This window comes from Pseudomonas sp. A0308, assembly GCF_044218815.1.
In the GTDB taxonomy this organism is placed as follows: Bacteria; Pseudomonadota; Gammaproteobacteria; order Pseudomonadales; family Pseudomonadaceae; genus Aquipseudomonas; species Aquipseudomonas iridis.
Map to the genome: position 1 here is coordinate 1,723,018 of NZ_CP162581.1, position 24,306 is coordinate 1,747,323.

General features: G+C 59.2%; 25 protein-coding genes. 16 read left to right on the forward strand and 9 right to left on the reverse strand.

Features of this window, described 5'->3' with window-relative positions; all coding sequences use genetic code 11:
• Positions 1–135 precede the first annotated feature (135 nt).
• Positions 136–2,298, forward strand: a complete 2,163-nt coding sequence (locus AB4P92_RS08005; RefSeq protein ID WP_115147850.1) for a type I secretion system permease/ATPase — start codon at positions 136–138, stop codon at positions 2,296–2,298.
• Positions 2,299–2,308: 10 nt separating this feature from the next.
• Positions 2,309–3,670 (forward strand): HlyD family type I secretion periplasmic adaptor subunit, encoded by a 1,362-nt coding sequence (locus AB4P92_RS08010; protein ID WP_042558147.1) that lies wholly within the window; start codon positions 2,309–2,311, stop codon positions 3,668–3,670.
• A 212-nt stretch (positions 3,671–3,882) separates the two neighbouring features.
• On the opposite strand, the gene AB4P92_RS08015 is transcribed toward AB4P92_RS08010, so the two are convergent.
• On the reverse strand, positions 3,883–4,479 hold the full coding sequence (locus AB4P92_RS08015; protein WP_395599663.1) for a tRNA-uridine aminocarboxypropyltransferase: 597 nt from the start codon (positions 4,477–4,479) through the stop codon (positions 3,883–3,885).
• Positions 4,480–4,484: 5 nt separating this feature from the next.
• Positions 4,485–5,378 carry a LysR family transcriptional regulator gene (locus AB4P92_RS08020; RefSeq protein ID WP_042558146.1) on the reverse strand — a complete coding sequence of 298 codons (894 nt, stop codon included), beginning with the start codon at positions 5,376–5,378 and terminating at the stop codon, positions 4,485–4,487.
• Positions 5,379–5,703: 325 nt separating this feature from the next.
• Between AB4P92_RS08020 and speB the strand changes: the two genes are divergently transcribed.
• The 5 genes from speB (at position 5,704) to AB4P92_RS08045 (ending at position 10,624) form a co-directional block, all read left to right on the forward strand.
• Entirely contained in the window at positions 5,704–6,654 is a 951-nt protein-coding gene (gene speB, locus AB4P92_RS08025) for an agmatinase (protein ID WP_047300226.1), read from the forward strand.
• Positions 6,655–6,664: 10 nt separating this feature from the next.
• Positions 6,665–7,087, forward strand: coding sequence for a nuclear transport factor 2 family protein (locus AB4P92_RS08030; RefSeq protein ID WP_042558144.1), 423 nt, complete (start codon positions 6,665–6,667; stop codon positions 7,085–7,087).
• A gap of 51 nt (positions 7,088–7,138) precedes the next feature.
• Complete coding sequence (locus tag AB4P92_RS08035) at positions 7,139–8,641, forward strand: cytosine permease (RefSeq protein ID WP_042558143.1); 1,503 nt, start codon at positions 7,139–7,141, stop codon at positions 8,639–8,641.
• Between the two features lie 163 nt (positions 8,642–8,804).
• Positions 8,805–10,184 (forward strand): sodium:solute symporter, encoded by a 1,380-nt coding sequence (locus AB4P92_RS08040; RefSeq protein ID WP_273874996.1) that lies wholly within the window; start codon positions 8,805–8,807, stop codon positions 10,182–10,184.
• 191 nt (positions 10,185–10,375) lie between these two features.
• Entirely contained in the window at positions 10,376–10,624 is a 249-nt protein-coding gene (locus AB4P92_RS08045) for a phosphopantetheine-containing protein (protein WP_042558141.1), read from the forward strand.
• Positions 10,625–10,731: 107 nt separating this feature from the next.
• Here the strand turns inward: AB4P92_RS08045 and AB4P92_RS08050 are convergent, their stop codons facing one another.
• Together AB4P92_RS08050 and AB4P92_RS08055 are read right to left on the reverse strand one after the other, a co-directional pair.
• Positions 10,732–10,860, reverse strand: a complete 129-nt coding sequence (locus AB4P92_RS08050; RefSeq protein ID WP_003184145.1) for a PA1414 family protein — start codon at positions 10,858–10,860, stop codon at positions 10,732–10,734.
• Positions 10,861–11,002: 142 nt separating this feature from the next.
• Positions 11,003–11,896 (reverse strand): LysR family transcriptional regulator, encoded by an 894-nt coding sequence (locus AB4P92_RS08055; protein WP_042558140.1) that lies wholly within the window; start codon positions 11,894–11,896, stop codon positions 11,003–11,005.
• Between the two features lie 105 nt (positions 11,897–12,001).
• Here AB4P92_RS08055 and AB4P92_RS08060 point away from each other — a divergent pair, with 105 nt between their 5' ends.
• Positions 12,002–13,183, forward strand: coding sequence for an MFS transporter (locus AB4P92_RS08060; protein WP_200610903.1), 1,182 nt, complete (start codon positions 12,002–12,004; stop codon positions 13,181–13,183).
• On the opposite strand, the gene AB4P92_RS08065 is transcribed toward AB4P92_RS08060, so the two are convergent.
• From AB4P92_RS08065 to AB4P92_RS08075, 3 genes are all read right to left on the reverse strand, one after another.
• A complete protein-coding gene (locus tag AB4P92_RS08065) occupies positions 13,131–14,099 on the reverse strand; it encodes a DMT family transporter (RefSeq protein WP_215729181.1) in 969 nt (322 codons plus the stop codon). The two genes, AB4P92_RS08060 and AB4P92_RS08065, sit on opposite strands and share 53 nt — an antisense overlap.
• A 258-nt stretch (positions 14,100–14,357) precedes the next feature.
• Entirely contained in the window at positions 14,358–14,762 is a 405-nt protein-coding gene (locus AB4P92_RS08070; RefSeq protein WP_395599664.1) for a DUF2177 family protein, read from the reverse strand.
• Positions 14,763–14,865: 103 nt separating this feature from the next.
• A complete protein-coding gene (locus AB4P92_RS08075) occupies positions 14,866–15,702 on the reverse strand; it encodes a S1 RNA-binding domain-containing protein (protein ID WP_210702294.1) in 837 nt (278 codons plus the stop codon).
• 340 nt (positions 15,703–16,042) lie between these two features.
• Between AB4P92_RS08075 and AB4P92_RS08080 the strand changes: the two genes are divergently transcribed.
• The 3 genes from AB4P92_RS08080 (at position 16,043) to AB4P92_RS08090 (ending at position 18,108) form a co-directional block, all read left to right on the forward strand.
• The gene (locus AB4P92_RS08080; protein WP_181818528.1) at positions 16,043–16,231 is read left to right on the forward strand and encodes a hypothetical protein; all 189 of its coding nucleotides are present in this window, start codon (positions 16,043–16,045) and stop codon (positions 16,229–16,231) included.
• 214 nt (positions 16,232–16,445) lie between these two features.
• On the forward strand, positions 16,446–17,162 hold the full coding sequence (locus tag AB4P92_RS08085; RefSeq protein WP_042558136.1) for a TorF family putative porin: 717 nt from the start codon (positions 16,446–16,448) through the stop codon (positions 17,160–17,162).
• Between the two features lie 76 nt (positions 17,163–17,238).
• The gene (locus AB4P92_RS08090) at positions 17,239–18,108 is read left to right on the forward strand and encodes a DUF6279 family lipoprotein (RefSeq protein ID WP_261735224.1); all 870 of its coding nucleotides are present in this window, start codon (positions 17,239–17,241) and stop codon (positions 18,106–18,108) included.
• Positions 18,109–18,171: 63 nt separating this feature from the next.
• Here the strand turns inward: AB4P92_RS08090 and AB4P92_RS08095 are convergent, their stop codons facing one another.
• Entirely contained in the window at positions 18,172–18,564 is a 393-nt protein-coding gene (locus AB4P92_RS08095; RefSeq protein WP_273874990.1) for a transcriptional regulator, read from the reverse strand.
• Positions 18,565–18,739: 175 nt separating this feature from the next.
• On the opposite strand from AB4P92_RS08095, the gene AB4P92_RS08100 reads away from it, so the two are divergent.
• The 4 genes from AB4P92_RS08100 to AB4P92_RS08115 all read left to right on the forward strand — a co-directional run bounded on the left by AB4P92_RS08100 (position 18,740) and on the right by AB4P92_RS08115 (position 21,370).
• Positions 18,740–19,474 carry a thioredoxin family protein gene (locus AB4P92_RS08100; protein WP_261735222.1) on the forward strand — a complete coding sequence of 245 codons (735 nt, stop codon included), beginning with the start codon at positions 18,740–18,742 and terminating at the stop codon, positions 19,472–19,474.
• Positions 19,475–19,618: 144 nt separating this feature from the next.
• Entirely contained in the window at positions 19,619–19,894 is a 276-nt protein-coding gene (locus AB4P92_RS08105; RefSeq protein WP_042558132.1) for a hypothetical protein, read from the forward strand.
• Between the two features lie 280 nt (positions 19,895–20,174).
• Positions 20,175–20,774 carry a papain-like cysteine protease family protein gene (locus AB4P92_RS08110; RefSeq protein ID WP_395599223.1) on the forward strand — a complete coding sequence of 200 codons (600 nt, stop codon included), beginning with the start codon at positions 20,175–20,177 and terminating at the stop codon, positions 20,772–20,774.
• Positions 20,771–21,370 (forward strand): hypothetical protein, encoded by a 600-nt coding sequence (locus tag AB4P92_RS08115; protein ID WP_395599224.1) that lies wholly within the window; start codon positions 20,771–20,773, stop codon positions 21,368–21,370. Before AB4P92_RS08110 ends, AB4P92_RS08115 begins: the two co-directional genes overlap by 4 nt.
• Positions 21,371–21,432: 62 nt before the next feature.
• Here the strand turns inward: AB4P92_RS08115 and AB4P92_RS08120 are convergent, their stop codons facing one another.
• Positions 21,433–22,773, reverse strand: coding sequence for a DEAD/DEAH box helicase (locus tag AB4P92_RS08120; RefSeq protein ID WP_150603001.1), 1,341 nt, complete (start codon positions 22,771–22,773; stop codon positions 21,433–21,435).
• 191 nt (positions 22,774–22,964) lie between these two features.
• Between AB4P92_RS08120 and AB4P92_RS08125 the strand changes: the two genes are divergently transcribed.
• Positions 22,965–24,263 carry a mechanosensitive ion channel family protein gene (locus AB4P92_RS08125; RefSeq protein WP_210622195.1) on the forward strand — a complete coding sequence of 433 codons (1,299 nt, stop codon included), beginning with the start codon at positions 22,965–22,967 and terminating at the stop codon, positions 24,261–24,263.
• Positions 24,264–24,306: the final 43 nt, after the last annotated feature.

Here is a 24,306-nt window from a genome sequence, read left to right on the forward strand (position 1 = left end):
TAGGAGCTGCCGAAGGCACGGGCCGCGATCGGACGATCTTTTGATGTTGTTTTTCAAGATCAACAGGCCGCAGCCTTCGGCAGCTCCGACAGGGGATATAGGGATACTCGAGCCAGTCCAACAGGGGCGATCAATATGACTAGCATGGCCGGAGGCGGCAACGCCGGGGTCGATCCACGGCTGAGCTTCGATGATCCGTTACTCGACGGTCTGTTGATCCTCTGCAAACTCCATGGCGCGACTGTCAGCCGCGCCAGCCTGAGTGCCGGACTGCCCCTGAACAAACAACGCCTGAGCCTGGATCTACTGCCTCGCGCAGCCGCCCGGGCCGGTTTGCAGGCGCGGCTGTTACGCCGCGAGCTGAAAGACATTTCCCCGCTGAATCTGCCGATTCTGCTACTGCTCAACGACGGTCGAACCGCCGTGCTGCGGCGCTTTGGCGATGACGGCAAGGCGCTGATCCTGCCCAGCGAAGCCGATGGCGGCGAGCAGTGGGTCAGCCGCGAAGAACTCAGCGAACACTACAGCGGCCAGGCCTTGTTCGCGCGGCCACGGCATGAACTCGAAGACCTGCGCTCGCCGCTGGTGCCACGGGTGCATGCGTGGTTTCGCGACACCCTGAAGCTGTCTAAATGGCTGTACAGCGATGCGATTCTTGCCAGTTTCCTGATCAACCTGCTGGGCCTGATGGTGCCGCTGTTTGTCATGCAAACCTACGACCGCGTGGTGCCCAATCAGGCCACGTCAACGCTGTGGGTGTTATCGATCGGCCTGTTGATCGGCACCGGTTTCGAACTGGTGCTGCGAGTGGTGCGCGCGCACCTGCTGGACAGCGCTGGCAAGAAAACCGATGTAATCCTTTCTGCGACTTTATTTGAACGCATCACCGGTATGTCGATGAAGGCACGGCCAGCAACCATCGGCGGTTTTGCCCAGAGCATTCACGACTTCCAGGGCCTGCGCGAATTCCTCACCGCGGTTACCCTGACCAGCCTGATCGACCTGCCCTTCGTGGTGCTGATGCTGGTGGTGATCGGCCTGCTCGGCGGCTGGCTGGTGGTGATTCCACTGCTGGCGTTTCCGCTGACGATCATCTTTGCGATGATCATTCAGGTGCGCCTGCGTGACACCGTGCAGAAGAGTTTGAGCCTCGGGGCCGAACGCCAGGCCTTGCTGATCGAGACCCTCGGTGGTCTGGAAACCCTCAAGGCCTGCAGCGCCGAAAGCGAGCGCCAGCACAAATGGGAAAGCACCCACGGCGCCCTCACCCGCCTCGACAGCCATGCGCGCAATCTCTCGGCGCTGGCCACCAACGGCACATTGTTCATCCAGCAGTTCGCGGGGATGGCGACGATTGTTGCAGGGGTCTACAGCATCATCGCCGGCAACCTGAGCGTCGGCGCACTGGTGGCGACGTACATGCTCGGCAGCCGCGTGCTCGCACCGCTGGGGCAGATTGCCGGGCTGATTACCCGCTATCAGCAAGCGCAACTGACCATGAAAAGCACCGATGCGCTGATGTCGTTACCGCAAGAACGCGACGGCAAACAGCGGCCTCTGGAGCGCACTCAATTGCAAGGCGCGCTGGACGTCAGCGGCGTGACCTTCCACTACAACGGCCAGAATGCCCCGGCGTTGAACAACGTCAGTTTCAGCCTCAAACCCGGTGAGCGGGTCGGCATCATCGGCCGCAGTGGTTCCGGCAAAAGTACCCTTGCACGGCTGCTGATGGGCTTTTACGAACCCGAAGAAGGCCAGTTGCTGCTCGACGGCCTCGACCTGCGGCAACTGGATGTCGCTGACCTGCGCCAGCAGATCGGTTACGTCGCCCATGATTTGCCGCTGCTGGCCGGCAGCCTGCGCGACAACCTGACCCTTGGTGCGCGCTACATCAGCGATTCACGCATGCTCGAAGTCGCCGAGCTGACAGGCGTCACCGAACTCGCCCGCCAACACCCGCAAGGCTTCGACCGTCCGGTGGGCGAACGCGGACAATTGCTCTCCGGTGGGCAGCGCCAAGCGGTGTTGCTGGCGCGGGCATTGCTGCTCGACCCGCCGATCATGTTGCTCGACGAACCTACCAGCGCCATGGACAACAGCAGCGAAGACCAACTGCGCCAGAAGCTGCATGGCTGGGTGCAAGGCAAAACACTGCTGCTGGTCACCCACCGCACCTCGATGCTGAGCCTGGTGGATCGGTTGCTGGTGCTGGATAACGGCCGGGTCGTCGCTGACGGCCCGAAAGAAGCGGTCATCGAAGCACTGCGCAAGGGCCGCGTCGGCTCGGCGGCGGTCTAGGAGTTGCCCCATGTCTGCTTCCACAGATAGCAAATCACGCGGCTACTTCGACAGTTTCGGCAAAAGCGCCGAGGTCGAGTTCATGCCGGAAACTGCCGGGGCTTCATTGCAGGATTCGCCGCGCTGGTCGCGGATCACCGTGTGGCTCGCGGCGGCACTGTTGATCAGCGCGGTGGTCTGGGCCAAGTTCGCCGTGCTCGAAGAAGTGACCATGGGCGAAGGCAAGGCGATTCCGTCGAGCAAGGTTCAGGTGATCCAGAACCTTGAGGGCGGGATCGTCACCGAGCTTTTCGTCCGTGAAGGGCAAATGGTCAACAAGGGCGACACCCTGCTGCGTCTGGATGACACACGATTTTTGTCGAACAAGGGTGAAAGCGAGGCGGATCGTTATGCGTTGACCGCCCAGGTCGAACGGCTGTCGGCAGAGGCCGAGGGGCGCCCGTTCCAACTCTCCGCCGAGGTGATCGCCAAGGCCCCGCAAGTCGCTGAAGACGAACGCTCGCTGCACGAACAACGCCTGCGGCGGCTGGCCAGTGAGCAACGCACCCTCAGCGAACAACTGCGGCAGAAGACTCAGGAACTGGCGGAGTTTCGCTCCAAGCAAGGTCAGTTCAGTTCAAGCCTCGCCTTGCTGCAACAAGAGATGAACATGTCCGAGCCACTGGTCAAAACCGGCGCGGTATCGCCCGTGGAGATCCTGCGGCTCAAACGCAATGCCGTGGAAATCCGCGGTTCGCTGAACGCGACCACCCTGGCGATTCCCCGCGCCGAATCGGCGATTGCCGAAATCCGCAGCAAGATCGACGAGTCGGAGCAAACCTTTCGTTCGGATGCCGCCAAAGAGCTGAATGAGAAACGCACCGACCTGTCGAAAATCACCGCATCGAGCATCGCCATCGACGATCGTGTGACGCGCACCACGGTGACCTCGCCGGTGCGCGGGGTGATCAAGCAGATGAAGGTCAACACCATCGGCGGCGTGGTCCAGCCAGGCAGCGACATGGTGGAAATCGTGCCGCTGGAAGACAACCTGCTGATCGAAGCCAAAGTACGCCCGCAAGACGTCGCGTTCCTGCATCCGGGCCAGAAAGCCATGGTCAAGTTCAGTGCTTACGACTACACGATTTACGGTGGCCTGAGCGCCAAGCTTGAGCTGATCGGCGCCGACACGATTACTGACGACAAGGGCAACAGCTTCTACCTGATTCAGGTACGCACCGACAAAAACCATCTTGGCGGAGATGTGAAACCGCTGCTGATCATTCCGGGGATGGTGGCGACAGTGGACATCATCACCGGGGAGAAAAGTGTGTTGGATTACCTGCTTAAACCGGTGCTCAAAGCGCGGACCGAGGCGATGCGCGAAAGATAAGATCAAACGATCGCAGCCTTCGGCAGCTCCTACAAAAGCTGTGGCGCTCGCAAAACCCATGTAGGAGCTGCCGCAGGCTGCGATCTTTTGGTCTGGATTTTGTGGTGAATGATCTGGCCTTATCGCTGGCAAGCCAGCTCCCACAGTGCCCGTGTCGAACACAAAACCTGTGGGAGCTGGCTTGCCAGCGATGAGGCCGGCAAAAGCACCGATCATTTTTCAGCGTGATTACGCTGAAACGTCTCCTGCCCCATCGCTGCAATCTGCCCCTCAATCAACGCTTCAAACGGTTTCAGCAACGGTTCGAAAGACGCTGGCGCTTCCAGCGTCTGCAATGCCTGCACAATCGCCTCGATGGTCGACAACGCCCCAGGCCCCGGTGCCTTGCGCAACCGATACCGCGACACCCCGCCTTCCGCCAGCGTCACCCGTGGCAACGCCGCCAGCAGCGGATTGAGGTGCAGCATCTTGCGCGCCTTGCGCCATGTGCCGTCGGGCACGACCAGCAACAGCGGTTCATCAGACGCGCCATAAACCTGCATAGGCTGCGCATCGTCAGCGGGGAACAACAACCGCGCCTGATAGCCCGGCCGGTTCAGCAGTGTCGGCAAATCCTCAAATACCTCACCGACAATCAGCTCGGCGTTGGTCAGCCCCAGCGCGGCCAGGCGCGCAGTATTCAACGCATGATTGACCTCGCTCGGGTGCTGCAACAGCAACACCCGGGTGCGGCTGTCGAGGCTCGGGATCAACGGGCAAAGGCAATGGGTTTGTGGGCGCAGGCAGCGCGGGCATTGGACTCTGGACATCATTTTTACGCCTGGTTGAGCTGGGCTTTAAGCAAATCGCGGAAAGTCTGGATCAGCGGTTCGCGGCTGCGGCCACGGCGCATGATCATCGAAAACGGCGCCTGGTAGCCGAAGGTCGCGGGCAGCAACACGCGCAAATCGCCCTTGTCGGCCCAGGCCTGGGCGTAGTGCTCCGGCAGATAACCGATGTATGCGCCGGACAGCACCAGAATCAACTGCGCCTCCATACTCTCTACCGTCGCCGCGCTGTGTTTGAAACCGTGGCGAGCCAGCTCTGCCTGGCTCCAGTAGCCACGACCGACCATGCGTTGCTGGGTGATGACTTGCTCGGGAATCCGTCGCTCGTTGAACAACGGGTGACGACTGCTGCAATACAGCCAGTGCTGTTCGCGGTACAGGGGCATGTAAATCAGACCGCTCATGCGCGTGGAGAACGCACCAATGGCCAGGTCGAGGCGGTTGTCCTGCACGCCGAGTTGCAGTTCGTAGGGGCTCATTACCGACAGGTGCAAATGCACGGCCGGGTGTTCCTGACTGTAGGCGCCGATGGCTTCGGCGAACGGCAACGCCTTGTCGCTGACAGTAGAGTCGATCACCCCGAGGTTGAGCGTGCCGCGCAATTCGCCCTTGAGCGCGGCGGCATATTGCTCAAACCCTTCGAGCTCGGCGAGCAGACGCAGGGTTTCCTGATGGAACAGTTCCCCTTTGCTGGTGAGACTGAAACCACCGCGGCCGCGATGGCACAACACCAGACCGAGCGCGGCTTCGAGCTGGCTCATGTAGGTGCTGATCGCCGAGGTCGACAGGTTGAGTTCCTGCTGGGCGTTGGCGAAACCCTGATGGCGCACGATGCTCACGAAGATGCGTAATAGTTTCAGGTCGGGTAAAGCGTTGGCCATGTTTGCTCCACACATCATCCAGATTTAAACCACAACCCTGTAGGAGCTGCCGCAGGCTGCGATCTTTTGATCTTGATTTTTGCCAGCCTTGGGGCCGCTGAAGATCAAAGGATCGCAGCCTTCGGCAGCTCCTACAGAGGCAATCAGCAGTGGGAGAAGTCTAGCGTGGGCCTGGCCATTAGTTTAGAAAAATCTGAACTAAGTATTTGCCCGTAGCGATTCTTCCCCCTCACTACATTTCGCAGAATCGGCCCCACAGCGGCGTCCGAACCTTTGCTGAACGGCGCGCCGACATAAATAAAACAAAGACGATGAGGCCCTAGCCGTGGACAAGATTCTTCACCAACCACTGGGCGGCAACGAAATGCCGCGCTTCGGCGGCATCGCCACCATGCTCCGACTCCCCCACTTGCCAACCGCTGCCGGCCTGGACGCTGCCTTTGTAGGCGTGCCGCTGGACATCGGTACTTCGCTGCGCCCTGGCACTCGCTTCGGGCCGCGTGACATCCGCGCCGAATCGGTGATGATCCGCCCGTACAACATGGCCACCGGTGCTGCGCCGTTCGATTCGCTGTCGGTCGCCGACATCGGGGACGTCGCGATCAACACCTTCAACCTGCTCGATGCCGTGCGCATCATCGAAGAAGCCTACGACAACATCCTCGAACACAACGTGATTCCGATGACTCTGGGTGGCGACCACACCATCACCCTGCCGATCCTGCGTGCGATTCACAAAAAGCACGGCAAGGTGGGTCTGGTACACATCGACGCTCACGCTGACGTCAACGACCACATGTTCGGCGAGAAAATCGCCCACGGCACGACCTTCCGACGCGCCGTCGAAGAAGGCCTGCTGGATTGTGACCGCGTGGTGCAGATTGGTTTGCGCGCCCAGGGTTATACCGCGGATGACTTCAACTGGAGCCGTAATCAGGGTTTTCGCGTGGTGCAGGCCGAAGAGTGCTGGCACAAATCGCTGGCGCCGCTGATGGCCGAAGTCCGCGAGAAAGTCGGCGGTGGTCCGGTGTATCTGAGCTTCGACATCGACGGCATCGATCCGGCCTGGGCGCCTGGCACTGGCACCCCGGAAATCGGTGGCCTGACGACCATTCAGGCCATTGAGATCATTCGCGGCTGCCAAGGCCTCGACCTGATCGGTTGCGATCTGGTAGAAGTCTCGCCCGCTTACGACACCACCGGCAACACCTCGCTGCTGGCCGCCAACCTGCTGTACGAAATGCTCTGCGTACTGCCTGGCGTGGTTCATCGCTGAGGGGCGGGTCATGAACGATCATGATCAGGTTTTGCATGCGGCGGCCGAGCTGGTTTCAGCCTTCGCACGCAATGATCGCGAAGCCTACTTCGGCGCGTTCAGCGCCGACGCCAGCTTCGTGTTTTACACCCTCGAACAGCCACTGCTGTCGCGCGATGCCTATCAGGCGTTGTGGGACAGCTGGCGCACCGAGGATGGCTTCGAGGTGCTTTCCTGCACCTCGAGCAACGCCTTCGTCAGCCTGCAGGGTGACGTGGCGATTTTCATCCATGACGTGGCCACCGAGCTGCGCATGCAAGGGGAGCAACACTTCAGCCAGGAGCGCGAGACGATTGTTTTCAAGAAACAAACGTCGAGCCTAGAACAACAAGGCCATTGGCTGGCCTGCCACGAACATTTGTCCGCAATGCCGGAAGGGCTGCCACCCCCTTAGCCAATGGTGACGCTCACGCACGATGAGCGCGCCTGATGATCGGAGCAGATCATGAATAACAACAACAATGAAAAACGCCTTAGCAGCATCGAAACAAACGGGGTCGAACAGATCCCGGATCATGAGCGTGACGCCCGGCCCAGCGACCTGTTTCGCTTGATCTTCGGCGGCGCCAATACCTTTGCCACGGCTGTGCTCGGCAGTTTCCCGGTGCTGTTCGGTCTGTCTTTTCAGGCTGGCGTCTGGGCGATTGTGCTGGGTGTGGTGGTCGGTGCACTGATCCTCGCGCCGATGGGCCTGTTCGGCCCGCTCAACGGCACCAATAATGCCGTGTCTTCCGGTGCGCACTTCGGCGTGCATGGGCGGATCGTTGGTTCCTTCCTGTCGTTGTTGACCGCTATCGCGTTCTTCTCGCTCTCGGTGTGGAGTTCGGGCGATGCATTGGTTGGCGGCGCCAAACGCCTGCTCGACCTGCCGGAAACCGACCTCACGCTCGGCCTGGCCTACGGGCTGTTCGCGCTGCTGGTGCTGACGGTTTGCATCTACGGCTTTCGCTTCATGTTGTGGGTCAACCGCATTGCGGTGTGGGCCGCGAGCCTGTTGTTCCTGCTCGGTATCTTCGCCTTTGCCCCCGCCTTCGACAGCCAGTACGCCGGCAGCGTGGCCATGGGTCAGGCCGGGTTCTGGGCGGCGTTCATCGGCGCGGCACTGGTGGCCATGAGCAACCCGATTTCCTTCGGTGCATTCCTCGGCGACTGGTCTCGCTACATTCCTCGCGAAACGCCGAAGGGCCGCATCATGCTGGCGGTGGTCGCCGCGCAACTGGCGACGCTCATCCCGTTCCTGTTCGGCCTGGCCACCGCAACCATCGTGGCGATCAAGGCGCCGGACTACATCGCGGCAAACAACTATGTAGGCGGTCTGCTGGCGGTGTCGCCGAGCTGGTTCTTCCTGCCGGTGTGCCTGATTGCTGTGATCGGCGGCATGTCCACCGGCACCACGTCGCTGTATGGCACCGGTCTGGACATGTCGAGCGTGTTCCCGCGGGTGCTCTCGCGGGTCAAGGCGACGTTACTGATCGGCGTGCTGTCGATTGCGTTCATCTTCATCGGACGCTTTGCCGCGAACCTGGTGCAGAGCGTGTCGACCTTCGCCGTGCTGATCATCACCTGCACCACGCCATGGATGGTGATCATGATCATCGGCCTGGTGGTGCGTCGCGGCTTCTACTGCCCGGATGACCTGCAAGTGTTCACGCGCGGCGAGCAGGGCGGACGCTACTGGTTCACCCACGGCTGGAACTGGCGGGGCCTGGGCGCGTGGATTCCGAGCGCGGCCGTTGGTCTGTTCTTCGTCAATTTGCCGGGGCAGTTCGTCGGCCCACTGGGAGAGTTGGCGGGCGGCATCGACATCAGTTTGCCGGTGACCCTGGGGCTGGCCTCGGTGGTGTATCTGACGCTGCTGCGCCTGTTTCCGGAACCGGCGGCGGTTTACGGCCCGAAGGATGAACGCAGCCAGTTTATGCCCCCCTCAGCGAAGCCCGAACTGGCCTGACACTTTTCCTCTGTGGGAGCGAGCCTGCTCGCGAAGACTTCGGCACATCCAGTATGGATGTCACTGACAGATCGCCTTCGCGAGCAGGCTCGCTCCCACAAAGGGCAGCTCCATCGAACCAATTTTGTTTCACCATAAAAAAGACAATCGGAGACACGCCATCATGGCTTTGGATTTATTCGTCGTCCTCATCTACGCCGCCGGCATGCTTTTGCTCGGCTATTTCGGTATGCGCAAGGCCAAGACCAACGAGGACTTTCTCGTTGCCGGTCGCAACCTGGGCCCGAGCCTGTACATGGGCACCATGGCCGCGACGGTGCTGGGTGGCGCGTCCACCGTCGGCACCGTGCGTCTGGGCTACGTGCATGGCATTTCCGGTTTCTGGCTGTGCGCGGCACTGGGTTGCGGCATCATTGCGCTGAACCTGTTCCTGGCCAAGCCGCTGCTGAAACTGAAGATCTACACCGTTACCCAGGTCCTGGAAAAACGTTACAACCCGATGGCCCGCTCGGCGAGCGCGGTGATCATGCTGGCCTATGCACTGATGATCGGCGTGACCTCGATCCTGGCGATCGGCACCGTGCTGCAAGTGCTGTTCGACCTGCCCTTCTGGGTCTCGGTGTTGCTCGGCGGTGGTGTAGTGGTGGTCTACTCGGCGATCGGCGGGATGTGGTCGCTGACCCTGACCGACATCGTCCAGTTCATCATCAAGACCGTGGGCCTGATGTTCATCCTGTTGCCGATCTGCCTGTACCGCGTCGGCGGTTGGGATGAGCTGGTGCTGAAACTGCCGGCCACCGCGTTCAACTTCACCAGCATCGGCTGGGACACGATCATCACCTACTTCATGATCTACTTCTTCGGCATCCTGATCGGTCAGGACATCTGGCAACGGGTGTTCACCGTCAAGACTGCCAAAGTCGCCCAGTACGCCGGCAGCATCGCGGGCGTCTACTGCGTCCTCTACGGTCTGGCCTGCGCCCTGATCGGCATGGCCGCTCACGTGCTGATCCCGGATCTGGACAACGTCAACAACGCGTTCGCCGCGATCGTCAAACTGTCGCTGCCGGACGGCATCCGAGGCCTTGTGATCGCTGCCGCACTGGCCGCCATGATGTCCACCGCCAGCGCCGGCCTCCTCGCCGCCGCCACCACGCTGACCGAAGACCTGCTGCCGAAACTGCGTGGCGGCAAGCCATCGAGCCTGCGCATCAACCGCCTGTTCACCCTGCTGACCGGTGTTGTCGTACTGGGCATCGCGCTGGTGGTAAACGACGTGATCAGCGCCCTGACCCTGGCGTACAACCTGTTGGTGGGCGGCATGCTGGTTCCGCTGATCGGTGCGATCTTCTGGAAACGTGCGACCACCTCCGGCGCCATCGCCAGCATGGGCCTGGGCTTTGCCACCGCGCTGCTGTTCATGTTCAAGGACGGTCTGGACGCCAACACCCCGATTTACTACAGCCTGGCTGTGGGTCTGGTGAGTTTTGTGGTGGTCAGCCTGCTGTCGCCGCGCCCTTCGACGGTGGCCAGCGCGATCTGAGTTCGATGTAACAACTGATGCTTTCTTCGACGGGTGTGGCGTCGGTTGCCACACCCGTTTTTTTCGTCTGGAGGAAAGTGCTGGTGAAGATTCGCTGCAGAGAGCTCAGCCACGCTCGATGATGGACGAATGGCTGCGGCAACAACCTTGATGCCTGCTGTAATCAGTCAAACAACAACGAAATATCTGCCATGAGAAGAGCTGCCGTACGTGCCGCCGTGCATCGGTATATCCGCCGCCTGCTGGAGAACCGCGAATTCAATGACAACACCAGCCTGGCGCAGTTGGGATTGGAAAAAGCTGATATCGAGGACCTGATCTTTCATCTGGAAGATGAATTCGGCCTGACAGCTTTCACCGCTGAAGAAGATCACCTGCTCAAAACTGCGAAGACCGCAAATGACTTGAGCCGTTTTTTGCTGATGATCGGGCGGCATTGAAAACAAAAAATCGCAGCCTTCGGCAGCTCCTACACTTTTCTCTGTAGGAGCTGCCGAAGGCTGCGATCTCTTGATCTTGAGTCTATTGACCCTTCACATCAGGGACATTACCGCCGACGAGGTTGGCGCCGACGCTGTTCGTCGTCAGTGCGGATCGGTACCGGTTGCAGAGGCGGTTCGATCAAGCCGAGGGCAACACCCAAATCATGCAGCCAGTTCTGAATTTTCTCTTTCATCGTCATGCCCCCTTCAGGGTAGTGCTGAGCGACCGGAATTCTGAGGCCGCTTCGCACTGATAATAGTCCGAAGTCCTACGCAATGCTCGGCCAAATCCGCAATGATCTGTTACTGAATTGAACAGAGTGCGCCACCATTGGTTCAAGCCGTTTCCAGGGATTCAACCAAAGGTGCGGGATAGACAGCTTGCTGCACTTCTATCCACGCATTGAGATTGGCGCCGACCATGCCCCGACGCCACATGAGCCATGTTGTCGCACCCGCGAACGGCTCGGCCAACGGATGCACCGCGACGCTGTCGCGCCCCGGCAGGCTGGCCAGCATCGACTCCGACATCAGCGCCACCCCGCTGCCGGCAATCACGCAGGCGAGCATGCCTTGATAGGACTCGATCTCCATCGCCCGGCCCATTGCCGCGTGGGCATGAGCGAACCATGCCTCCAGCCGCATGCGATAGGAACAGCCGCGACGAAAGGTGAACACCGAGCGCCCTTCGACATCACTGGCGCTGTGCACGGGCGGGTGATCGATCTCGGTGATCAGCACCAGCCTTTCCTCGCACAGCGCCACGCCGTCGAGCCCGGCCAGTTGCAGCGGCCCGTCTACCAACGCCGCGTCGAGGCGCCCGGTGAGCAAACCTTCCAGTAACTCACCGCTCGGCGCCGACTGCACTTGCAGGTTCACCGCCGGATATTGCTTGTGATAGCGCGCCAGCAATGCCGGCAGATGGATGGCTGCGGTGCTGTACATCGTGCCCAGCACAAAATCCCCCGCCGGTTGCCCGCCCATCACCGCCGCGCTGGCCTGATCGCGCAGGGCGAACAGTTTGCCGGTGTAGTCCAGCAAGACTTTTCCCGCAGGTGATAGCTGCAAACGCTGACGCTCACGGACGAACAATTCGACGCCCATTTGCTCCTCAAGCTGCTTGAGCCGCGTCGACAGATTCGACGGGACTCGGTGCAGGCGTTCGGCGGCGCGGGTGATCGAGCCTTCCTCGGCGACTGCCTGAAAAATCCGCAGTTGGCTGAACTCCACAACCTTTCTCCAGAACAGAACAAGTTACTCACTATTATTCAATTTTAAAGAAAGTCAATCAGTCCTAGCCTGACGGTCATTGATCTTGCCAACGGAATCCAGACCATGTCGCCGCTGATTCGCTTATCCGCCTGCTTCGTCGCCCTGATGATGGCCATGGGCATCGGGCGCTTCGCCCTCACCCCGCAAATGCCGCACCTGCTCAGCGAGGGGCAGTTTGACCTGACTGCCGCCGGTCTGATTGCCGCGGCCAATTACCTCGGCTACTTGCTCGGGGCGGTGGACGCGATGTTTGCCCATCGTGCGCAACAGGTGCAGCGGCGCCTGCACGGCGGCTTGTGGCTTTGTGTGCTGCTGACACTGGCGTCGTTCTGGGCGAATGGCTTCTGGGCACATCTGCTGCTGCGCTTCGGAACCGGTGTGGCGAGTGCCTGGGTGCTGGTGATGATTACCGCGCTGAGTCAGCCACTGGCGGTGGCAGCGGGTCGCCCACGGCTGGGAGCGCTGGTCTTTGCCGGGCCGGGTCTGGGGATTTTTCTGACAGGGTTGCTGGCTCTGGTCTCACATCTGTTGAACCAGACGTCCGCGACGTTGTGGCTGATTTATGCCGCGGCCGCGCTGGTGATGATGTTGGGGGTCTGGCGACTCCTGCCACAACCGGTCGCCGCGAAGGCAGCTGATGCAGCGGTCGTGAGCCCGGCGAATCGTGGCATTGGCCGTCTGGCGTTGATTTACGCGCTGTATGGCGTCGGTTACATCATTCCGGCCACGTTCCTGTCGCAAATGGCCAACGCACAGTTTCACGGGCAATGGCAGGCCGATCTGTTCTGGCCATGCTTCGGCCTCGGCGCCGCCATCGGCGTTTTACTGGTGAGCCTGCGTCGTCACGAACCGCACACCACGCGTCACTGGTTGATGGCGACGTTGTGGCTGCAAGCCGCCGGGGTGTTCGCCTGCTTGCTGGGCAGCGGCTGGGGGCTGGCGCTGGGCGTGATCTTCTGCGGGACGCCGTTCCTGGCCTGCATGCAACTGGTCATGCAACGCTCGCGGGAACTGGCGCCGCACGCTACCCAGCGTAATGCCGGCATGCTCACCGCCTGCTTCGCCGTTGGCCAGCTCAGCGGCCCGTTACTCGCCGCGCTGAGCAGCCATTTCAGCGGTGGCTTGCAGCCGGCGCTGGTGATCGCCGGCAGTGGTTTGCTGATTGCCGGCGGTCTGGCGATGCAATCGACGGCTACTGGCCCAGCGCTTTGCGCAAACGCCGACGCAGCCACTGCTCGGCACTGACAAAAGTGATGCCGAGCAGCACCAGCACAGCACCGATGACGAAGTTCAGGCTCAGTTGTTCACCGAGCAGCAACACGCCGAAGGTGACGCCGAACAGCGGCGTCATGAACGAGAACACCGCGAGGTTGGCCGCCAGATAACGCCGCAGCAACCAGAACCACACCAGGTAGCTGAAGAACGACACCACCAGCCCTTGAAACAGCACGCTGGCCACCGCCACTGCGGTCAGGTTGACATGGCCGATCTGGCCGCTGAACAGTGCGATCAACAGCAGGCCGACGAAGCCGACGATCAACTGATAGAACAGGGTCAACGTCACCGGGGCTTCCGACAAGCGCGAGGCGCGCACCACCACAGTGGTCGCGCCCCAACAGGCGCCGGCCAATACACCAAAGGCATCGCCCAATAACATGCGCCGATCGAGGTTATCCCACGACACACCACCGGCAAATGCAATCGCGATACCGATGAAGGCGAGCAAAATCCCCAGCCACTGCAACGGTCGCAAACGCTCACTGGCCAGCAGAAAATGCACGCCCAGCGCGGTGAAAATCGGCGCGGTGTAGAGGAACACCGACATGTGCGCTGCCGTGGTCAGTTGCAGGCCTTCGGAGATAAAGAAGAACTCCAGCCCGAACAACGCACCGGCCAGCAAGCCGCCGCGCCAGGTGCTGCCTACCTGATCCCAACCGCCCTTCCAGCAGATCAGCAATCCGACCAGCAGCGCAGAAATCCCCGAGCGCCCCGCCGCTTGCATCACCGGCGCGATGTCAGGTGCAGCCCACTTGATCATTACCTGCTGCACACCCCAGATCAGGCACAGACCGATCATCACCTGCAGGGCAAAACGGTCGGCATTGCGCCGCTCGACAATCACCGCAACACCTCGAACACACACAACATGGCAGCCATCCATTGGTCAAAACAAAACCCCGGATCAATGTCCGGGGCGAAGAGTCGTGGCGTCGATTATTAACCAGTGCGACAGAAAAAGCCGTCTGGAAAAGACATTTAATTCCCTTGCTGCGTCAGTGGTGAATGGCTGTCGGCTGCGCCGCCAATCGCTGGCAAGCCAGATCCCACAAGTTCGTGGCGCCTACCCCTGTCTCGTGCTCGACACAAAACCCTGTGGGAGCTGGCTTGCCAGCGATGACGTCAGCTCAATCAGCGCTGTTCAGGAGTCTGACTTCACCAGCCGTTTCGACACGACAAAACCAACAGTACAAGACACAGCAGTGGCAAACGTCCCCCACGCCCAATCAAGCAAAGTCACTTGCACCGACCATCCGCGCAATGTCGCCCAATTGGTCAGGTCATACGTGCCATACGCCACAAGTCCCAACAGTGCGCCCATCGTCGCTGCCTTCTGCCACCTCAGCGCCGGCAACACCACAAACACCACGCAACCGAAAACATACAGGCAATAAAAAACCGCTGCCGGTAAGAGCAGCGGTTTTTCGAGCATCAACGGACCGAGCAGTTCGCGATAGGTCGGCGCCATCAGCAGGCCAAGCCATATCCCGTCGAGCAACAGAAACGTCACCAGCGTTGCAGAATAAGCAATCAGCGCTTTCTTCATCATACGACCCTCAATGTAGGCGTTGCTGCAGGCTGCGATCTTCTGCCGTTAAAGATCAACAGATCGCAGCCTTCGGCGACTCCTACATGGGGCTGGTGCGCGATCAGCTTAGTTCAATGCGATCCGCATGAATGACGATCTTGCCTTCCTTGTACAGCGAACCGATGGCCTTCTTGAAGTTGCCCTTGCTGACACCGAACAGACTGCTGATCAATGCCGGATCGCTCTTGTCGCTGACCGGCAGGGTGCCGTCATTTTCGCGCAACTTGGCCAGAATCTTCGAGTTCAGGCTGCTCGCCGCTTCCTGGCCAACCGGTTGCAGGCTCAGGCTGATCTTGCCGTCGGCGCGCACTTCCTTGATGAAGCCTTTTTCGCTCATGCCGGCGCGCATGAACTTGAAGATTTCATTCTTGTGAATCAAACCCCAATGCTTGTTGTTGATGATTGCCTTGAAGCCCATATCGGTAGCTTCGGCAACCAGCAGATCCACTTCCTGACCAGGGCTGTAGGTGGCCGGGGTTTTGTCGAGGTAACGATCCAGTCGCGCAGTGGCAGTGATGCGACGGGTGTGCTTGTCGAGGTAGACATGCACGACGCAATATTCGCCGGCAGTCATCTGACGCTTCTCTTCGGAATACGGCAGCAACAGATCCTTCGGCAAGCCCCAATCGAGGAACACACCGATGCTGTTGACTTCAACAACTTTCAAACTGGCGAATTCACCGACCTGAACTTTCGGTTTTTCAGTGGTAGCGAGAAGTTTGTCTTCGCTATCCAGATAAACAAATACGTTGAGCCAGTCTTCATCTTCGCTGGGAATATCTTTAGGGATATAACGGTTGGGCAAAAGAATTTCGCCGTCGGCACCGCCGTCCAGATATAAACCGAAGTTAGTGTGTTTAACCACTTGCAAACTGTTGTAGCGCCCGACTAAAGCCATTTCCAAAACCCTCATTGCGTGGGCGGCATTCTACCCGTTTTTACCGTGAACGTTCGCCGGCAAAACGGCGAGGCCGGGAAAATCTGCGCAACGCCTTGATTCTCCTTGGTCGGGCACGCACGCGGTGCCACTCGTCAGACTGATTCGGTGCCCAGCGCAAGACCGCCACAGCACCGCAATGCACAGATGTTCTTAACTAAAACAGCAGGTTAGCGAATTATTTCGGATATTTAACCGAGAATAATCCACCTTGAAGGTTGGTTATTCCGGGGGATATTTACCGAGCTATTGTCAAGTTATTCCTGTACGATGCCTGGCCGAGTTACTCTTCTACAGGTTAATGGCCGCCATGCGTGTAAAAGCATCCACCAGCAAAGCAAAGCCAGCCCCAGCCGTTGAAACAAGCGAATCGATCAACGATCAGATTGCTTTGTTCCTAAAGTCCGGCGGCGAGATCCAGCAAATTGCCAAAGGCGTCAGCGGCCAGACGTTCGGTCCGTCCAAGCAGATCAGCCTGGGCAAGAAGTAATCCCCGGTAATACACCCGTCCCTAGGCGCTTTGAGCTTCGAAGCGTCTGGACTGGCACCGCAAAATCCCCCTCCGCTTAAAAAAACACTTATCCATTCTTTGAAAATCGACGAACGGCCATCAATGCCGAGCATTCGCCGGTATCCTTGCACGCGTCTAGATCAAGCGTTTCAGCAGGCTCGCCGCCCTGCGCTCGCTGTACATGGAGTGACGCATGCGCAAATCATCCTGTTTATCGCTCGCTGGCCTGCTGGCTTGTTCGACTGCGCACGCGCAGATTTTCCAGCGTGAACTCGGTGATTTCGACCTCAAACTGGGCACCACGCCCACGCGCAGCATGGCGCAAGGACTGGTCAAACCGGCGTCCACCGGCTCGTTTCATGGCGGACTCGACCTCAGCCACGACAGTGGCCTCTATATCGGCCAGTACGCACCGAGCATGGGCATCACGCCGGGCAAGAACCTCGAGATCGATTCCTACGTCGGCTTCAAACAACCTTTCGACGAAACCCTCGGCTACGAAGTGGGGATGATCCACTACAGCTATCCCAAAGTGGACACCCTCGACAGCCAGGAATTGTTCGGTGGTCTGACCCTGCTCGGCAGCCGATTCGGCATTGCCTTGAGCAACGATCCGGATAAACAGAACAACACGCTGTTTGCCGATCTGCGCGGCAATCAACCCTTCGGCATTGGTGTCAGCATGAAATACACCACCCACCAACTGAATTCGCCGGTCGCGGTGGATGGTGGTTACGTCAGCAGTTTTACCGATTGGTCGGTGAAGTTGTCCCGGCCTTTCATGGGCGTCGACCTCGACCTGATCTACAGCAACTCCAGCCTCAGCGGCAGCGATTGCTCGGCCTATTCCGGGCACAACAGCGAGTGCGATGGCCTCGTCACACTCAAGGCTGCACGCGCGTTCTATTGATTGGCTGAACTGCCGGGCTCATTCTGCGTTCACATGAGAATCAGACCCTACGGCTGGCCATCGCAAGGATTCGCCTATGTCTCGCTGGTTCAAACACATCGCTGCCTTGTTGATTTGCACCCTCGCCCTTGGCGCCTGCAGCCGCGTCGGCCTGGCGTATCGCAATCTCGACGTGATCATCCCGTGGACGCTTGGCGACTACCTGGACATGAACGGCGAGCAAAAGGGCTGGTTCAATGAGCGCCTCCAGGAACACCTGAGCTGGCACTGCACCACGCAATTGCCGGGCTATCTCGACTGGCTGGATCGTTTGCAAACGATGGTCGAAACCAACCAGGTCACTGACGAAGCGCTTCAGGCGCGCACCGTGGAAGCCAAAAACGCCATTGCCGAAACTGCGCGGGAGATCACCCCGTCAGCCATCGAACTTCTGCAAGGCCTGGACGATAAGCAGGTGGCGGAGATGAACGACGCGTTCGCCAAGGACCTGCGCAAACGCCAGCAGAATTACGTCGAACCGCCATTGGCCGAGCAGATCAAGGAACGTGGCGAGCGCATGGAGAAGCGTCTGAACGACTGGCTCGGCCCACTAAGCCCGACACAAAAGCAGCGGGTATTGGCTTGGACTAACGCCTTGGGCGATCAGAACACCCAATGGATTGCCAATCGTGAGCACTGGCAGAAGCAGTTCAGCGCTGCGGTTGCACAGCGCAAAAGTCCCGAATTCCCACAACGTATCGAGACCCTTCTGATCAACCGCGAAAGTTTGTGGACGGCGGATTACCGCAAGGCCTACGCCAACACCGAGGCACAAGGTCGAGCAATGGCAGTCGACCTGATGGCCGAGAGTACGCCGCAGCAGCGTAAACGGTTGCTGAAGAAGATCGAGGGTGTGCGTAAAGATTTCAATGATCTGAAGTGCTTGAAGGCTGCACGACAACATTAAGATCAATTCAAAACCAATGTGGGAGCGAGCAGGCTCGCTTCCACAAGGGAGGTTACTTCGAAGTCAGGCTATCTGCGCTTTGGACGCCACTTCATCAAACGTCCCCTCTGCCAGTGCATCTTCCTGTTCATCCAGCACCTGACGCGGATGGTCATTCCCGGGAATGCTGCTGTCGATCAGGCTCAACAGGCTCGATCCCCGCGGAGTCAGACTGAAGTTATTGCCGGTGCTGCCTTCATCTTCGCCACGTGGCCCGATGTAGCCGCGCAACAGCAGCAACCGCTCATATTCACAGGCCAGCGTTTTCAAGTGATCCAGATTCTCGATCGGCTCACCGGCGCTGGCTTTCGCTGCCGCGTAATCCTCCGCGTACGCCCGAGGGGCGAAACTATGGCCAGCGCTGTTCTGCACTTCATGCAGCAAGCGTTCAATCAAATCCCAGTTATAAGTCGTCATCCTGATTCAACCTCCGGTGCGCGTGATTTAGGGCGCGTTCATAGGTTGTGACCCGGGCGTACCGCAGCCGTTCAGCCGCATTTTGCACGGCGACCGACCGGCGGTCTGTCGAATTCCCGGCGGGTTAAACGACTAGTCTGAAACAGACGGTTTCAACCCCGCAGGAGAAATCATCATGAACGTTGAGAATCATCCGGTGGTATCGCGCGAAGAATGGCTCGCCGCCCGTAAGAAGCACCTGGCTCATGAAAAAGCGTTCACCAAGGAACGCGACCGCCTCAGCGCTGAACGCCGCGCACTGCCTTGGGTAAAGATCGATAAGGACTACCACTTTCAGGGGCCAAACGGCGAACTGAGACTCGCCGATCTATTCGGCAAAAACAGCCAACTGGTGATTTACCACTTCATGTTCGCCAAGGGTTGGGAGCAGGGTTGTAAGGGTTGCTCGTTCCTCAGCGACCACATCGATGGTGCCAATCAGCATCTGGCCCATCACGACATTGCTGTGGTTGCCGTTTCCCATGCGCCGTTCAACGAATTCCAGGATTTTAAACAGCGGATGGGCTGGAAGTTTGACTGGGTGTCGTCAGAAGGTTGCGACTTCAACTATGACTTCGGCGTTTGCCCAGATGCTGAAGAGGTTGCAGCTGGAAAGGCTATCTACAACTACGAAAAGACTGACAGCGCGGAGGAGGAGCTGCCGGGGCTGAGCGTGTTTTATCGCAATGATAAAGGTGAGATTTTCCACACCTACTCAACCTATGCCCGAGGTCTGGACATGCTGGTTGGCGCTTACAACTACCTCGACCTCACGCCCAAGGGCAGGAATGAGGACGAGATCATGGAATGGGTGCGCCATCATGATCGGTATGAAGGGGAAAACCGATCGAGTTGCTGCCACGCCAGTTAGTCTTTGATGCCGTGTCATCGCGATCGTGAGAAGCCTCGCTTCCCATAAAGTCTGCGGAGGATTGATGGGAGCGAGACTGAACTTTTAACAGGCCAAAGCCCTCAACCGTTTAACCCGCCTTAACCGGAACTGAGGCCTGCTCCCATGAAAACCCTGATCAAGCTCACCCTCGCTGCCACCCTCGCCTGCGCCCTGCCCGTCTGGGCCTGCACGCCCGAAGAAGCCACGGCCAAACGCGAACAACTGGCCAAGGAAGTCACCCGGCTCACCGAACAGAATCCAGCCAAGGCCAAAGAGATCAATGCTGAATTGCAGAAGATGGACCTGGGCACGGCCAGTGCGGATTTGCCGGACAAGTGCCAGTTGATTGATCAGCGGTTGAAAGAGCTGAATTCGGCCGAGAAGAAAGCAGACAGCTAAAAGTCAAAAGATCGTCCGAACGCGGCCCGAGCCCTCGGCAGCTCCTACATGGAATTGATGGTCCACCTGTGGGAGCTGCCGAAGGCTGCGATCTTTTGACCTTAAAAATGCATCAGTGCATTTATTTTGTTGCACAAATGCATATTCAGGCTAAGGTTACCTCGAGCAAGGAGATCGGAGCGCGCCATCCAGCATGGCAACCCTCACGCACCGATAGCTCAGCAACACCGCAACACACTCACAAGCTGGACGCTTGTTTTCACTCATGGAGGATTGAAAAATGTTAACCAATGAAGCAACCCGTTTTACCGCCGAGACCCTGCCAAGGTGTCTTATCGGCCACCTGATCGACCCGCAACTGGTCGACGTCGAAGCAGCGGCGCAGCCCCGCTCACTCGCCGCAGGCAGCCTCAACTTCACGATGGAGAAGCAAACCCAGACCAACTGGTGCTGGGCGGCCGTTTCCGCCTCAGTCGGCAACTATTACGGCACCGGGTCGTGGACTCAGTGCGGTGTTGCCAGTTCTGAGCTGAACCGCAACTGCTGCAATCAGCCGGGGCCGTGCAACGTCTATGGCTACCTGGACACCGCCCTGCGCACCACGCGCAGCTATAACGGCATGAATCAGGGGTCGCTGCAGATGTCGGCCATTCAGAACCAGATCAACATGGGCCGCCCGGTCGGCCTGCGCTGTGCCTGGTACGGCGGTGGTGCGCACTTCCTGACGATCTACGGCACCAATGGCAACTACGTACTGGTCGCAGACTCGATCTACGGCTATTCGACCCGCGCGCTGAACACATTCCCCCGTTCATACAACGGCGGCGGCAACTGGACCAACACTTACTTCACCGCAAAAAACCAGGGGGCGACCTTATGAACCTGACTTATCCAAAGGCGCCTTCCAACGGCGTACAGACCTTGCGTCCGGCTCTGCAAGCCGCCCTGCAAACCAGAGGCTTTGGCGCCAACCGCCAATTCGCTAACGCCTCACCTGCGAAGATCAGCCTCAGTGAGGCCTGGCGCGGTTACTCGCTGAGTCTGGAGGATTTGAGCAACGGCAAAGGTCTGCAAGACGTTCGGATGGGCGACTGGCATTACCTGGTCTTCGCCGATGGCGTAACGATTGCCGATGCGCAACTGGCCGAAGTACGCGGCCACGTCGAGTTTGCCTCGTTGAACCACGGGACACTCGCCGCCGCTGCCGTCGGTGCGCTGAAACTGGCAGAGCAGTCGCCGCCATTGCAGGGCAAAACCGTGGAACCGCGGCTGCTGTTCGTCTCGGCACTGCACGTTGTGGCGATCTGGCTGCACGCGGACGGTGAAGATCTGCTGATTCCGATTGAGCCGACGCCCAAGGAACTGGCGACAACCCGGTTTTACAGCGAGGCCGCGCTGCTCGCATTGCTGAAACCGGCCGCTGACAAGGCAAAGCAACGTTTTGATGCCGACACCAGCGGTCTGCTCGGGAGCTGACAAATCCCGGCCATAAAAAACCCGGACATTGTCCGGGTTTTTTTGTACCTGTCAGAAACGCCTTACTCAGCCGCAGGCTCTGCCGGCTTACGACGCTTGAGTGGCGCCATGCCGTCGCTGCTCACCAGAGAATCCGGCTTCGGACGGTTGACGCTCTTGCGCTTGGTCGGCGTCTTGGCGGCAGTTTTCTTCTTGTCGCCCTTGCCGTCGGTCTTTTTCTTCTTCACACCAACGGCTTTGCCCGAGGCCTTGACCTTCTTCGGTCCGCCGTAGGTGCCTTTGACTTCCTTGATGGTGCGGCGCTCGAAGCTCTGCTTCAGATAGCGCTCGATGCTCGACATCAGGTTCCAGTCGCCGTGGCAGATCAGCGAGATCGCCAGACCATCGTTACCGGCACGGCCGGTACGACCGATACGGTGCACGTATTCGTCGCCGCTGCGTGGCATGTCGAAGTTGATCACCATGTCCAGGCCATCAACGTCCAGACCACGGGCCGCAACGTCGGTAGCCACCAGAATCTTCACGCCGCCCTGCTTCAGACGGTCGATCGCCAGTTTGCGATCCTTCTGGTCTTTCTCGCCGTGCAGCACGAACGCCTTGTATTCCTGAGCCACGAGACGGCCGTAAATGCGGTCGGCCATGGCGCGGGTGTTGGTGAAGACGATGGCTTTCTGGTAGGTCTCGTTGGCCAGCAGCCAGTTCACAATCTGTTCTTTGTGCTGGTTGTGGTCAGCGGTGATCACCTGCTGACGGGTGGTCGAATTCAGCTGGCTGACCGCGTTGAGCTGCAAGTGCTCAGGGTTGTTCAGCACCTTGGCGATCATTTCGCGCAGGCCCGAACCACCGGTGGTGGCGGAGAACAGCATGGTTTGCTGACGGTTCGGGCATTCGTCGACCAGACGTTGCACGTCTTCGGAGAAACCCATGTCGAGCATACGGTCGGCTTCGTCGAGCACCAGCACTTCGACTTCCTTGAGATCAAGGTTGCCGGCGTTCAGTTGCTCGATCATCCGGCCCGGGGTGCCGATCAGGATGTCCGGCACCTTGCGCAGCATGGCAGCCTGGACCTTGAAGTCTTCACCACCGGTGATCAGGCCGGACTTGATGAACGTGAACTGCGCAAAGCGTTCCACTTCCTTCAAGGTCTGCTGAGCCAGCTCGCGGGTCGGCAGCAGGATCAGGGTTTTGATGCTGACGCGAACCTTGGCCGGGCCGATCAGGCGATTGAGGATCGGCAGGACAAAAGCGGCGGTCTTGCCGCTACCGGTTTGCGCAGTCACCCGCAAATCACGCCCTTGGAGCGCCAGCGGAATGGCCGCGGCTTGCACAGGCGTTGGCTCGACAAATTTCAGCTCGGCCACAGCTTTTAGCAGGCGTTCGTGCAGGGCGAATTGGGAAAACACGGGTGCTACCTCGAAGATATGCAAAAAAACAGCTGCATAGGTTACCGGTTTCGAGCGCTCAGGCCGAGTTTCTTTATACAAACGGCGTGAATCAGTGGCTTTTTTGTTGCTCGATTTGTATCCAACGGTAATACATGGCGTCTTAAATGCTCTAATCGGCCATCGCGTCTTACAGAAGAATCGTTTCTCTTATGGATTTCAAACAGCTCTGGCTCAACGCCCAGGACCTCTGGGGCACCCTCGAACAGCATCCGATCTTGCAGGCCGGCCTGGCCTTGACGGTTTTACTGGTGATCGCGCTGGTGCTCGGACGAGTGGCGCGTTATCTGATCCTGCACGCCAGCCGCATGCTCGGTCGCCAACCGGCCCTGCACTGGATCAACGACTTTCGTCACAACAAGGTGTTTCAGCGACTGGCGCAGATGACGCCGTCGCTGGTCATTCAGTTCGGCCTGCATCTGGTGCCCGAGCTGAGCAAAACCGCGATGACCTTCCTCGGTAACGTGGCGCTGTCGTTCACCATCCTCTTCCTGCTGCTGTCGATCAGCGCCCTGCTCAATGCCCTGCTCGATATCTACGCGCGCACCGAACACGCCCGTACGCGCTCGATCAAAGGCTACGTGCAACTGGCAAAAATGGTCCTGTACGTGTTTGGCGCGATCATCATCGTCGCCACGCTGATCGATCGTTCGCCACTGTTGCTGCTGTCGGGTCTGGGTGCGATGTCGGCGGTGATCCTGTTGGTCTACAAGGACACGCTGCTGTCGTTTGTCGCCAGCGTGCAATTGACCAGCAACGACATGCTGCGGGTCGGCGACTGGATCGAGATGCCCCAGGTCGGCGCCGACGGTGACGTGGTCGATATCACCCTGCACACGGTCAAGGTGCAGAATTTCGACAAAACCATCGTCTCGATCCCGACCTGGCGTCTGATGTCCGAGTCGTTCAAGAACTGGCGCGGCATGCAGCAGTCCGGTGGCCGGCGGATCAAACGCAGCCTGTTCATCGACGCCAGCGGCGTGCGCTTCATTCGCGATGACGAGGAAGCGAAGCTGTCCCAGGTGCATCTGCTGACCGACTACATGGGCCGCAAGAAAGCCGAGCTCAAGGCGTGGAACGAGGCGCAGGGCAATGTCGCGGCCATGTCGGCGAATCGCCGGCGCATGACCAACATCGGTACCTTTCGCGCTTATGCGCTGGCTTATCTGAAGAGCCACCCGGAAATTCAACCGAACATGACCTGCATGGTTCGTCAGATGCAGACCACGGCGCAGGGCATTCCGCTGGAGATCTACTGCTTCACCCGCACCACGGTGTGGGCGGACTACGAGCGGATTCAGGGGGATATTTTCGATTACCTGCTGGCAGTGCTGCCGGAATTTGGACTGAGCTTGTATCAGCAGCCGAGTGGCGGGGATTTGCGCTCGGGGTTGTTGCCGGCGGTGCTGGGCGCGGCCAGCATCCCAGAGCCTGAAAAACATATTATGTAGCGCCACTGAAACCTGTGGGAGCGGGCTTGCCCGCGATGAGGGA

Bases quoted from the DNA above. Each gene is read 5' to 3' on its own strand.
- AB4P92_RS08005 (WP_115147850.1), top strand. From the start codon at position 136: ATGACTAGCATGGCCGGAGGCGGCAACGCCGGGGTCGATCCACGGCTG.
- AB4P92_RS08010 (WP_042558147.1), top strand. From the start codon at position 2,309: ATGTCTGCTTCCACAGATAGCAAATCACGCGGCTACTTCGACAGTTTC.
- AB4P92_RS08015 (WP_395599663.1), bottom strand. From the start codon at position 4,479: ATGTCCAGAGTCCAATGCCCGCGCTGCCTGCGCCCACAAACCCATTGC.
- AB4P92_RS08020 (WP_042558146.1), bottom strand. From the start codon at position 5,378: ATGGCCAACGCTTTACCCGACCTGAAACTATTACGCATCTTCGTGAGC.
- AB4P92_RS08030 (WP_042558144.1), top strand. From the start codon at position 6,665: ATGAACGATCATGATCAGGTTTTGCATGCGGCGGCCGAGCTGGTTTCA.
- AB4P92_RS08035 (WP_042558143.1), top strand. From the start codon at position 7,139: ATGAATAACAACAACAATGAAAAACGCCTTAGCAGCATCGAAACAAAC.
- AB4P92_RS08040 (WP_273874996.1), top strand. From the start codon at position 8,805: ATGGCTTTGGATTTATTCGTCGTCCTCATCTACGCCGCCGGCATGCTT.
- AB4P92_RS08045 (WP_042558141.1), top strand. From the start codon at position 10,376: ATGAGAAGAGCTGCCGTACGTGCCGCCGTGCATCGGTATATCCGCCGC.
- AB4P92_RS08050 (WP_003184145.1), bottom strand. From the start codon at position 10,860: ATGAAAGAGAAAATTCAGAACTGGCTGCATGATTTGGGTGTTGCCCTC.
- AB4P92_RS08060 (WP_200610903.1), top strand. From the start codon at position 12,002: ATGTCGCCGCTGATTCGCTTATCCGCCTGCTTCGTCGCCCTGATGATG.
- AB4P92_RS08065 (WP_215729181.1), bottom strand. From the start codon at position 14,099: ATGGATGGCTGCCATGTTGTGTGTGTTCGAGGTGTTGCGGTGATTGTC.
- AB4P92_RS08070 (WP_395599664.1), bottom strand. From the start codon at position 14,762: ATGAAGAAAGCGCTGATTGCTTATTCTGCAACGCTGGTGACGTTTCTG.
- AB4P92_RS08075 (WP_210702294.1), bottom strand. From the start codon at position 15,702: ATGGCTTTAGTCGGGCGCTACAACAGTTTGCAAGTGGTTAAACACACT.
- AB4P92_RS08080 (WP_181818528.1), top strand. From the start codon at position 16,043: ATGGCCGCCATGCGTGTAAAAGCATCCACCAGCAAAGCAAAGCCAGCC.
- AB4P92_RS08085 (WP_042558136.1), top strand. From the start codon at position 16,446: ATGCGCAAATCATCCTGTTTATCGCTCGCTGGCCTGCTGGCTTGTTCG.
- AB4P92_RS08090 (WP_261735224.1), top strand. From the start codon at position 17,239: ATGTCTCGCTGGTTCAAACACATCGCTGCCTTGTTGATTTGCACCCTC.
- AB4P92_RS08095 (WP_273874990.1), bottom strand. From the start codon at position 18,564: ATGACGACTTATAACTGGGATTTGATTGAACGCTTGCTGCATGAAGTG.
- AB4P92_RS08100 (WP_261735222.1), top strand. From the start codon at position 18,740: ATGAACGTTGAGAATCATCCGGTGGTATCGCGCGAAGAATGGCTCGCC.
- AB4P92_RS08105 (WP_042558132.1), top strand. From the start codon at position 19,619: ATGAAAACCCTGATCAAGCTCACCCTCGCTGCCACCCTCGCCTGCGCC.
- AB4P92_RS08110 (WP_395599223.1), top strand. From the start codon at position 20,175: ATGTTAACCAATGAAGCAACCCGTTTTACCGCCGAGACCCTGCCAAGG.
- AB4P92_RS08115 (WP_395599224.1), top strand. From the start codon at position 20,771: ATGAACCTGACTTATCCAAAGGCGCCTTCCAACGGCGTACAGACCTTG.
- AB4P92_RS08125 (WP_210622195.1), top strand. From the start codon at position 22,965: ATGGATTTCAAACAGCTCTGGCTCAACGCCCAGGACCTCTGGGGCACC.